Source organism: Staphylococcus canis, from assembly GCF_016238445.1.
Classification (GTDB): domain Bacteria; phylum Bacillota; class Bacilli; order Staphylococcales; family Staphylococcaceae; genus Staphylococcus; species Staphylococcus canis.
In genome coordinates this window covers 1-10,787 of record NZ_JABANU010000038.1, presented here as the reverse complement: position 1 = coordinate 10,787, position 10,787 = coordinate 1, and the positions used below count along the sequence as shown (strand labels likewise).

Annotated in this window: 9 protein-coding genes and 2 pseudogenes; 7 read left to right on the top strand and 4 right to left on the bottom strand. The window is 32.1% G+C overall.

What is annotated here, in order from left to right; translation table 11 throughout:
* Positions 1-2: 2 nt before the first annotated feature.
* Positions 3-89, top strand: coding sequence for an IS3 family transposase (locus tag HHH54_RS11575; RefSeq protein ID WP_432813794.1), 87 nt, complete (start codon positions 3-5; stop codon positions 87-89).
* 84 nt (positions 90-173) lie between these two features.
* On the opposite strand, the gene cstB (HHH54_RS10475) is transcribed toward HHH54_RS11575, so the two are convergent.
* Together cstB (HHH54_RS10475) and HHH54_RS10470 are read right to left on the bottom strand one after the other, a co-directional pair.
* Entirely contained in the window at positions 174-1,502 is a 1,329-nt protein-coding gene (cstB, locus tag HHH54_RS10475; RefSeq protein ID WP_198618750.1) for a persulfide dioxygenase-sulfurtransferase CstB, read from the bottom strand.
* 18 nt (positions 1,503-1,520) lie between these two features.
* Positions 1,521-2,588 (bottom strand): DsrE/DsrF/DrsH-like family protein, encoded by a 1,068-nt coding sequence (locus tag HHH54_RS10470; protein WP_198618749.1) that lies wholly within the window; start codon positions 2,586-2,588, stop codon positions 1,521-1,523.
* A 138-nt stretch (positions 2,589-2,726) separates the two neighbouring features.
* Between HHH54_RS10470 and cstR (HHH54_RS10465) the strand changes: the two genes are divergently transcribed.
* From cstR (HHH54_RS10465) to HHH54_RS10450, 4 genes are all read left to right on the top strand, one after another.
* Positions 2,727-2,987: a persulfide-sensing transcriptional repressor CstR gene (cstR, locus tag HHH54_RS10465; RefSeq protein WP_024273376.1), complete on the top strand. Its 261-nt coding sequence runs from the start codon at positions 2,727-2,729 to the stop codon at positions 2,985-2,987.
* Positions 2,984-3,742 (top strand): sulfite exporter TauE/SafE family protein, encoded by a 759-nt coding sequence (locus HHH54_RS10460; RefSeq protein ID WP_198618748.1) that lies wholly within the window; start codon positions 2,984-2,986, stop codon positions 3,740-3,742. The genes cstR (HHH54_RS10465) and HHH54_RS10460 overlap by 4 nt, the downstream gene beginning before the upstream one ends.
* A 677-nt stretch (positions 3,743-4,419) precedes the next feature.
* Entirely contained in the window at positions 4,420-6,480 is a 2,061-nt protein-coding gene (locus tag HHH54_RS10455; RefSeq protein WP_198618747.1) for a heavy metal translocating P-type ATPase, read from the top strand.
* Positions 6,481-6,497: 17 nt separating this feature from the next.
* On the top strand, positions 6,498-7,043 hold the full coding sequence (locus tag HHH54_RS10450; RefSeq protein ID WP_198618746.1) for a YdhK family protein: 546 nt from the start codon (positions 6,498-6,500) through the stop codon (positions 7,041-7,043).
* A 551-nt stretch (positions 7,044-7,594) separates the two neighbouring features.
* On the opposite strand, the gene HHH54_RS10445 is transcribed toward HHH54_RS10450, so the two are convergent.
* Together HHH54_RS10445 and cstR (HHH54_RS10440) are read right to left on the bottom strand one after the other, a co-directional pair.
* Positions 7,595-8,350: a sulfite exporter TauE/SafE family protein gene (locus HHH54_RS10445; protein ID WP_198618745.1), complete on the bottom strand. Its 756-nt coding sequence runs from the start codon at positions 8,348-8,350 to the stop codon at positions 7,595-7,597.
* Positions 8,350-8,610, bottom strand: a complete 261-nt coding sequence (gene cstR / locus HHH54_RS10440) for a persulfide-sensing transcriptional repressor CstR (protein WP_031869238.1) — start codon at positions 8,608-8,610, stop codon at positions 8,350-8,352. The genes HHH54_RS10445 and cstR (HHH54_RS10440) overlap by 1 nt, the downstream gene beginning before the upstream one ends.
* A 137-nt stretch (positions 8,611-8,747) precedes the next feature.
* On the opposite strand from cstR (HHH54_RS10440), the pseudogene cstA reads away from it, so the two are divergent.
* A pseudogene (gene cstA / locus HHH54_RS10435) lies at positions 8,748-9,815 on the top strand (persulfide response sulfurtransferase CstA).
* Between the two features lie 28 nt (positions 9,816-9,843).
* A pseudogene (gene cstB / locus HHH54_RS10430) lies at positions 9,844-10,658 on the top strand (persulfide dioxygenase-sulfurtransferase CstB); the annotation flags it as partial.
* Between the last annotated feature and the right edge of the window lie 129 nt (positions 10,659-10,787).

The following is a 10,787-nucleotide window of genomic DNA, read 5'->3' as shown; positions in this document are numbered from 1 at the left end:
ATATCAATTACTATAATAACGTAAGAAGAAAAGTAAATTTAAAAGGCAAGACTCCTGTTGAATACAGAAATCTTGCCTTAGGAAAATAGCTTAATCAAAAAGTTCAACTTTTTGGGTTCACTACAATATCTAAATACTTATAGTCCTTTTTCATTAGCATAAATATATAATTATTAAGAAAGTAGTATATCTTTGTAACCTTCGTTTACATTAATAATGTTGTGATAACCTTTGTGTTCTAAAATACCAATAGCTATAGAACTTCTAATGCCAGATTGACAGTGTACATAAATAACATCATTTTTACTGAAAGGTAAATCTGTGTCTAAAAGTTTGCCGTGTGGTACATGAACCGCTTGAGATAAGTGGCCATTATTCCATTCATTATCATTACGTACATCCAATATATGTGATTCGTTACCTGTAATATCTTCACTATGAATGGAACGTGTTTGAACTTTAGATTGAGGTAATTGATATCCAGCAACATCATCGTATCCAATGAGTTGCAAGGTGTGCGTTGCTTTTGAAACAAGATGATAGTCTCCAATCAAGTTAATTTCTTGATTATAGTTTAGATACCAGCCAATTTGATTGATGAAATTTTTATCATATGGAATATTGATTGTACCTTCAATATGTCCACCATGATAAGCCTCATTACTGCGGAGATCAAAAGTTAATCTGTTTGTACTTGTAGCTGGATAAACTGTATAAGGTTGGTATAAATCCATACCGAGTTGATTGATTTTTTTCATTTGTGCAAAATGATGTGGTGGTGCAGGTTGGTCAGAAATGAGTTTATCGATAAAGGTAGCTTCGTTATTTTCAGAAAAAGCCCAGTTCGTTTGTTTTTCATAGCCAAGCGTAGATGTTGGAATAGCACCTAAAGATTTACCACAAGGACTACCAGCGCCATGACCAGGCCAAATTTGAATGTAGTCTGGCAAGTCTTTAATACTTTCAATCGATTTAAACATTTGTTTAGCGCCTATTTCAGATGATCCTTCTACTTTAACCGCTTTTTCTAGTAAATCAGGTCTACCGATATCTCCTACAAAAATAAAATCACCACTGAATAGTCCCATTGGAACTTGTGCTCCAGCACCTTCGTCAGTAAGTAAAAAACTTATACTTTCTGGCGTGTGACCAGGTGTATGAAGCACTTTTAATTTTATATTTCCTACATAAATATCGTCATTATGTTGAACAAAATGAGTGTGGTTAGGCATATTTTTATAACCTAATGTGTCATCACTTTCACCCGATACATAAATATTAGCATTTAACTTTATAGCAACATCTCTAATTCCTGAAGCAAAATCTGCATGTATATGTGTTTCAGCTGCATGAGTAATGGTTAAACCTTCTTCATCAGCAACTCGAATATATGAAGATAAGTCACGAATAGGATCAATAATCATGGCTTCTCCAGTTTTTTGACAACCGATTAAATAAGATGCTTGAGATAAATGTTTATCATAAAATTGTTTAAAAAACATAATATCATTCCTTTCTAATTATATAAATAAATTGTGATTAGCTTGTTCTGTATATCCAATATATGCACCTACGCCACCGTATTCTACATCATCGCGTAATTCTTCTTTTGTAATGCCCATCACATCCATACTCATTGTACAAGCGATAAGTTTAACACCTTGCTCAACCGCTTGATCAATAAGAGAAGGTAAAGTATCGACATTTTTCTTTTTCATGACATAACGCATCATTAGATTGCCTAAACCAAACATATTCATTTTAGAAATAGGCATGTTAATTGGTGAATTTGGAAGCATGAAGTCAAAAAGTTTTGCAATACCTTTTTTCTTAATGCGTTGACTTTGAATTTTTTTAAGTGCATTTAAGCCCCAAAATGTGCAAAAGATGGTTACATCTCTACCTGCAGCTTTAGCACCATTAGCAATAATCATTGCTGCAACTGCTTTATCTAGCTCGCCGCTAAATAAAACAATTGTTGTTCCACTTTTCGTGTGTGTCACTTCTATATTTTTATTTTCTTCTTTTTGAATAATAGCGCGAATTTCATTACCAAAATCGTTGAGTCTAACAAGCGTATGTCCAGTTTGTTTGACCCAACTTTTAATATCATTTAAAAATCCGTGATCAGTCACAACAACTTCTATTTGATCACCAATAGCGATGTTTTTGATTTCTTTACTAATATTAACAATAGGTCCTGGACACTGTAGATTACTATAATTGAATGTCTTACGATTATCTTTAATTTCTCTATCTTCTTTTACTTTAGATAAATTATCATTATGATGTTGTTCTTCGTATGCGGTATAACCTCCGTCTAAATTCACCACATCGTATCCGCGTTGTGCAAGAAACTGACTTGCTTTTCTACTTCTATTACCACTTTTACAATAGATATAGTAAGTTTTATTTTTGCTTTGTTTAAAAGTCTCTATATTTTCAACTGAATGTAATAAAGCATTTTTAATGTGTCCTAATTCAAATTCTTCAGGCTGTCGAACGTCAATTAATTGACCCTTAGAACCCAATTCTTCTAATTCCTTTTTAGTGAAATCATTAATGTGTTTCGTTTTATATTGTGACATAATTGCCTCCTTTTAAATACCTATGAGGGTATATTACAACGAATTAGATAGTTTGTCAAATACCTATGGGGGTATTTGACAAAATAAAATTTAATCAATATGATGTAATTATTAAAAATGAATGTGGAGTGAAATATATTGGAATATAATAAAAAGATGATTAATCGTATTCATCGCATACAAGGACAGCTTAATGGAGTCATTAAAATGATGGAGGAAGAAAAAAATTGTAAAGACATCATTAGTCAATTAAGTGCCTCTAAAAGTTCTATTCAACGGTTAATGGGTATTATCATTAGTGAAAACTTAGTAGAATGCGTCAAAATGTCTGAAGAAAATAGTGAAGATTCTCAGGCACTAATTAATGAAGCAGTTGAATTATTGATAAAAAGTAAATGATAAGTATAACCACCATTATAGTAATGTTAGTTATTGGTATCTTAGGAGGATTTATTTCTGGATTAGTCGGTATAGGGGGAGCCATTGTTATTTACCCAGCTCTCTTATTATTACCACCATTATTTGGTTTACCTACCTATAGTGCTTATATTGCTTCAGGATTAACTTCAAGTCAGGTGTTTTTTAGTACATTGAGTGGATCTTTAAACGTATATAAAAATAAAAATTTTTCTAGAACGCTTATACTTAATATGGGAAGTGGAATGGTAATAGGTAGTATGCTAGGTGCAATCTTAGCGAATTTAATAAATGTTCAGTTTGTTAATACGGTTTATATTATTATTGCATTACTAGCTCTTATTCTAATGTTTATAAAAGTCACACCATCTACTAGTCATATTAAGTTTAATCGTCTACTTTTAATTACAATAGGTGGTATCATCGGTTTGGTATCTGGTATTGTAGGAGCTGGTGGAGCATTTATTATTATTCCAGTACTACTTGTTATATTTAAATTACCAATGAACATGGTGGTTACAAATAGTATTGTAATTGCATTCATTTCTTCTATTGGAGTATTTATGATTAAATTATTACAGGGGTATATTCCTATCAATAGTGCAATACCGTTAATTTTAGGTAGTATACTATTTACGCCTCTAGGTATGAAAATGGGCCAGAAAATACCTGACTATATTCAAAAAACGATAATATGTATTTTAATCGTCGTTGCAATTATTAAGTTGATATTTTAAAAACATGGGAGTGGGACAACATTCATTTTGAATTTGTAGTCTCGCTCCCTAAATTAATTCATACTATATTTAATTTAAAAGTTATTTTACATGTTTAAGATTTATGATAAAACAATATTAAAAAAACCGTATCATTAACTGATGCGCAGAGACATATCACAAATAAAACTAAAAATGAGGTTATATATAACTCACTCTGAAATTGATTGAATATATAGTATCTTTAATAAAATGCAGCTATTGTGGCGTAGAATTTGAGAATCAAAAAATGATTAATATAGTTTGAAAAGACTGAATATAAATACTAGAAAAGAAGCCAGTAAATGAGTTTATTATGAATTCATTTACTGGCTTCTTTAAATAATGATCTAGACAATTTGCTTTTCTAGACCTACTTTGAAATGCGTTATTTTCTTTAAGAATAGTAATATATGACTTGTTTTGGTAATGATAACCTTGGTCAGAGTGTATTGTCATGCGAGAGTTAAGATTAGATCTTTTAATTAAAACATTGTTTTAAATATCGATGACAAGGTCTAATGTAGGACGTGTAGACATAAGTTTCGGAATTATATAAATCCATAAAAGTAGATAAATCGAAACTATTTATACCCTGTGGGGGTATATGTTATAGTATAAGTAGCTTTACTATAACATTTTCATTAGGAGGGGTTAATTTGAATAATAATGGTGAAGAGCATAATCATCAAAATCACATGAATCATTCCAATCAAATGCATCATGATAACCATGCCTCACATCATCATAGCGGCCATGCACATCATCATGGGAATTTTAAAGCTAAGTTTTTTGTTTCATTAATTTTTGCAATACCTATCATTTTTTTATCGCCAATGATGGGCGTTAAATTACCTTTTCAATTCACATTTCCAGGTTCTGAATGGGTAGTGTTAATATTAGGTACAATTTTATTCTTTTATGGTGGTAAACCGTTCTTGTCTGGTGGTAAAGATGAAATTGCTGCAAAAAAACCAGGCATGATGACCTTAGTTGCCCTAGGCATTTCGGTAGCTTATATTTATAGCTTGTATGCTTTTTATATGAATAACTTTAGTAGTGCAACTGGTCATACAATGGACTTTTTTTGGGAATTAGCTACCTTAATTTTAATTATGTTATTAGGACATTGGATAGAAATGAATGCTGTCGGAAATGCTGGAGATGCCTTAAAGAAAATGGCAGAACTTTTACCTAATAGTGCTATTAAAGTTATGGACAATGGTCAACGCGAAGAAGTTAAAATATCAGAGATCATGACTGATGATGTCGTCGAAGTAAAAGCCGGAGAAAGCATTCCAACAGATGGTATTATTGTTCAAGGACAAACATCCATAGATGAATCCCTAGTCACTGGAGAATCAAAAAAAGTACAAAAAAATCAAAATGACAACGTTATTGGGGGTTCTATTAATGGATCTGGAACAATACAAGTCAAGGTTACAGCTGTTGGAGAAGATGGATATCTTTCTCAAGTTATGGGACTTGTTAATCAAGCACAAAATGATAAATCTAGTGCTGAATTGTTATCTGATAAAGTGGCGGGTTATTTATTCTACTTTGCTGTAAGTGTCGGCGTGATTTCGTTTATCGTCTGGATGCTCATTCAAAAAGATGTTGATTTTGCACTCGAACGTCTCGTAACTGTATTAGTCATTGCTTGTCCACATGCTTTAGGCCTGGCAATACCTTTAGTTACTGCACGTTCTACTTCTATAGCTGCCCATAATGGTTTAATTATTAAAAATAGAGAGTCTGTAGAAATGGCTCAACATATCGATTATGTAATGATGGACAAAACCGGTACTTTAACTGAGGGTAACTTTTCTGTGAATCATTATGAAAGTTTTAAAGAAGGATTAAGCAATGATACTATAATAAGCCTTTTCGCCTCATTAGAAAGTCAGTCTAACCATCCATTAGCTATAAGTATTGTTGATTTTGCAAAAAGTAAAAATGTTTCATCTGCTAATCCACAAAATGTCAATAACATTCCAGGTGTCGGATTAGAAGGTATAATTGATAATAAAACATATAAAATAACAAATGTTTCTTATCTTGATAAACATGAGCTTAATTATGACAATGACTTATTTATAAAATTAGCTCAACAAGGTAATTCAATCAGCTATTTAATTGAGGATCAACAAGTCATTGGCATGATTGCTCAAGGAGATCAAATTAAAGAAAGCTCAAAACAAATGGTAGCTGATTTACTATCAAGAAATATTACACCAGTCATGCTTACAGGTGACAATAATGAAGTGGCACACGCTGTCGCAAAAGAATTAGGTATTAGTGATGTCCACGCACAACTCATGCCAGAAGATAAGGAAAGCATTATAAAAGATTATCAAAGTGACGGTAATAAAGTCATGATGGTCGGAGACGGTATCAACGATGCGCCGAGTCTTATAAGAGCCGATATTGGTATAGCAATTGGTGCAGGCACAGATGTTGCAGTGGATTCAGGTGATATCATACTTGTTAAAAGTAATCCATCAGATATTATTCATTTCTTGACCCTTTCAAATAATACTATGAGAAAAATGGTGCAAAACTTATGGTGGGGTGCAGGTTATAATATTGTTGCTGTACCTTTAGCAGCCGGTGTTTTAGCATTTATTGGTTTGATTTTATCACCTGCAATAGGTGCTATTTTAATGTCATTCAGTACGATTATCGTTGCAATTAATGCTTTTACATTAAAATTAAAATAAAAGGTAGGCGTTTTATTATGATTAAAAAATTATTTTTTATGTTATTAGGGTCATTACTAATATTATCAGCTTGCTCCAATAATGATGAAAAAGATAAAAATACTAAAGATCAAAAAAGTGAGACCCATATGAAGCATAATGATGAAATTAAAGTTCCTGAAGATATGAAATCGACTAATGAAGGTGAATTTAAAGCGGGAGATAAAGTAACGATTACAGCAGGGCATATGCCAGGTATGAAAGGTGCAGAAGCTACTGTAAAAGGTGCGTATAAAACATATGCCTATGTTGTAAGTTATAAACCCACAAATGGAAATAAAAAAGTAAACAATCATAAATGGGTTGTAAACGAAGAGATCAAAGATGCACCTAAAGATGGATTTAGCAAGGGCGATACTGTTAAATTAGAAGCAAGTCATATGTCTGGTATGAAAGGTGCTACAGCCAATATAGATAACGTGAAAAAGACTACTGTTTACGTGGTTGATTACAAATCCAAAGATAATGGTAAAATCATTAAAAATCATAAATGGATGACAGGAAATGAATTGGAAGCACGCTAAAAATCTAATTCTAAATTGAGAAATAAATAGATATAAAAAATACTTTCCTTAATCAATAATTTAAAAAACTTATTATTGTTAAGGAGAATATTTTTAGTATGTAAATTAAAAAGAATTTTAGAAGAATAATATTTATCAAAAAATTGTTCATTGCCTTATTGAAATTATATAATTAAAAACCGCATCATTAGCCAATACGCAGAGCCATATAATAAATAATCCTGAAAATCCACCCAATTTAAAGATTAACTGGGTGGATTTTCAGTTTAGGTTAAATAATATAAAGATAATAAACATGACACTTGTAAAGCGATTTAATTCTTGTACTTTATCACTAAGATTTAAATAGATAATGATAGGCTTTTTGTTTTTTTGATACAATGTCACAAAGGTCTTTTGAATAATCGAATTCTTTATTATTGATTTTATGTTTCTCTTTTCTAATCCCTTTACGATATCCATAGTTATTGAATGCTATTTTTTGATACTAATACTTAATTTTTGGTGTGTATAATTATAAATATCAGGAGTTGCCTGACAAATTTCATTGATTAAAAGATAAGTTGAATAATTGCAACAATGATTAAAATACTTATAATCCATTTTTGTATGAAGTTAGGGATCTTTTTACTTAATTTTAAACCTAAGGGAGCAAAGATAATACTTCCTATTATTAAAAATAACGCGTCTTCTAAAGGAATGTAACCTTGTATAAGTTTAATGATAAAGGCGCCAATTGAAGATATAAAAGCAATTACTATACTATTAGCAACTACCATATTCATTGGTAATTTGAATAAAACTAGCAATATAGGAATAATAATAAAAGCGCCGCCTGCTCCAACTATACCCGAAATAATACCAACGAAAAGACCTATAATAACTAGTAAAGGTTTATTAAAAGCAGGTTCGCCTGAACGAGATTCGACTTTAATAAACATTAAAATTAATGCGAGTAAAGCAATGATAATATATATCGTATTTACAAATGCAGCATTAAATAAATTTGCTAGGAATGCGCCTAACATGCTCCCTGTAATCATACCTCCACTCATATAAATAACTAATGGCGGGGAGAATTCTGTTTTTTTTCGCGCTTTTAATGACCCACTTAAAGTACTGAAAAAGACTTGACTGGAAGTAAGTCCTGAAGCGATGTATGCACTGTATGTAGGAACACCAAATAGTGGCGGTAATAATAAAATAGCTGGATAAATAATGATAGCACCACCGATACCTACTAGACCCGAAATAAAGCCTCCGAACACTCCAATAAGTAACATCATAATAACAGTTGAAATATCCATTATTTACTTTTTACCAATAAGTTAACGGCTTCATTAATCAATTCTTCTGAATTTTCACCATTATCCTCTGCTGCTTTTACACATTCTATTAAATTTTCACTAACGATAATTCCCATCAAACGTTGGATTGAACTTTTTGATGCACTGATTTGAGTAATGACATCTTTACAATCTTTTTCTTCTTCCATCATTTTAATAACGCCATTGAGTTGCCCTTGTATTCTATTAATACGGTTAATCATTTTTTTATCATAATGCATAGTTATTTCCTCCATTTTTAATTGATTAAAATCATAATAATAGATAGAATCGAAAATGTCAAATACCCCATACGGTATTTGATGCGGCGTAAACAAACTGTTAATATAGCCCTACAGGTATTTATTAGGAGGATATTATGAAACAATATAACGAAAACCATATCAACAATTTCAGTAAACAAAAATTAGAAAAATTGGATGCACAAGGTTAACTGATTGACGTTAGAACACAAGAAGAATATGAGCTTGCACACATAAATGGTGCGACATTACATCCTGTAGATAAGATTGAATCGTTCAATAAAGATAAAAACACAACCTATTTTGTACACTGTAAAAGTGGTACCAGAAGTGCTAAAGCGAGCGAATATTTAGCTGAACAAGGCTACGACATTGTTAATTTAGACGGTGGCTATAAAGCGTATGAAGCAAAAAACGACGATGATAATACATTTGAAGAAAATACTAATGTAGCAATTAAAGTAGAGCGTAAACAATTTAACTATAGTGGTCTTCAATGTCCAGGTCCAATTGTAAACATCAGTAAAGAAGTGAAAAATATCGAAGTAGGAGAGCAAATCGAGGTTACAGTTACAGATCCTGGGTTCTTTAGTGACATTAAAAGCTGGGTCAAACAAACAGGACATACGTTAGTTAAACTGGATGAAAGTAATAATGGAATTAATGCCATTATTCAAAAAGAAAAACCAAAAGACTTGGAAGTGAACCATACTGCCAAAGGTACGACAATTGTACTATTTAGTGGTGAGTTAGATAAAGCAGTGGCAGCAATGATTATTGCGAATGGCGCTAAGGCTGCAGGCAGAGACGTAACTATTTTCTTTACTTTTTGGGGACTCAACGCGTTGAAAAAGAACCAATCCGTTCATGTTAAAAAGCAAGGTATCGCAAAAATGTTTGACTTGATGTTGCCAAAAACACCTGTACGCATGCCGCTATCTAAAATGAATATGTTTGGTTTAGGTAATATCATGATGCGCTACGTAATGAAAAAGAAAAATGTTGATTCCTTACCGTCACTCATTGATCAAGCAATCGACCAAGATATCAAATTAATCGCTTGCACGATGATCATGGATGTTATGGGAATTCAGAAAGAAGAGCTCAGAGACGAAGTTGAGTACGGTGGAGTAGGTACTTATATTGGTGATACAGAAAATGCGAATCATAATTTATTCATCTAATTAAATCTATTAAAAAAGGAGTTTTATAATGTTTTCCAAACAATTTTACGATAATCATTTATCTCAAACATCTTATTTAGTAGGCTGTCAACGTACAGGAGAGGCAATAGTAATTGATCCTGTTCGTGATTTAACAAAATATATGGAAGTTGCAGATAGCGAAGGTTTTAAAATTACACAAGCTGCAGAAACACATATTCACGCTGATTTTGCTTCTGGAATTCGGGACGTGGCAGAACGTTTAAACGCCAATATATATATGTATCTGGCGAAGGTGATGATCAATTAAGTTATAAAAATATGCCGGAACATACAAATTTTGTTAAAAATCAAGATATTATTCAAGTAGGTAATATTAAATTAGAAGTCTTGCATACAGCTGGTCATACCCCAGAGAGTATTAGTTTCTTACTCACAGATGAAGGTGGCGGCTCAAGTGTTCCAATGGGTTTATTTAGTGGTGACTTTATTTTTGTTGGTGATATCGGTAGACCTGATTTACTAGAAAAATCAGTACAAATGGAAGGTACTACAGAGATTGGTGCAAAACAGATGTATCATTCTATAGAAGGTGTTAAAGATTTACCAGATTATATTCAAATATGGCCTGGACACGGTGCTGGCAGCTCATGTGGTAAAGCATTAGGTGCTATACCAATGTCTACGCTAGGTTACGAAAAAATAAATAACTGGGCATTTAATGTGACAGATGAATCTAAATTTGTTGAAACGTTAACATCAAATCAACCAGCGCCACCCCATCACTTTGCACAGATAAAAAAAATTAATCAGTTTGGTATGAACATGTATCAACCATACAACGTTTTTCCTAGTTTAGATAATGTAGGCTCTCTGTCAAATAGGACTGGTCAGCTCAATTAAGGAGGTTAGGCAACTTGCTGTTGCTTAACTTCCTTTTTCTTTTCTGATGCGAATAATTTTGAACTTAAAATGATTCTATTACGAAAGTGC

Coding starts and splice junctions, on each gene's coding strand:
- HHH54_RS10460 (WP_198618748.1), top strand. CDS start 2,984: ATGATAAGTATAACCACCATTATAGTAATGTTAGTTATTGGTATCTTA.
- cstB (WP_198618750.1), bottom strand. CDS start 1,502: ATGTTTTTTAAACAATTTTATGATAAACATTTATCTCAAGCATCTTAT.
- HHH54_RS10450 (WP_198618746.1), top strand. CDS start 6,498: ATGATTAAAAAATTATTTTTTATGTTATTAGGGTCATTACTAATATTA.
- HHH54_RS10470 (WP_198618749.1), bottom strand. CDS start 2,588: ATGTCACAATATAAAACGAAACACATTAATGATTTCACTAAAAAGGAA.
- cstR (WP_031869238.1), bottom strand. CDS start 8,610: ATGCATTATGATAAAAAAATGATTAACCGTATTAATAGAATACAAGGG.
- HHH54_RS10445 (WP_198618745.1), bottom strand. CDS start 8,350: ATGGATATTTCAACTGTTATTATGATGTTACTTATTGGAGTGTTCGGA.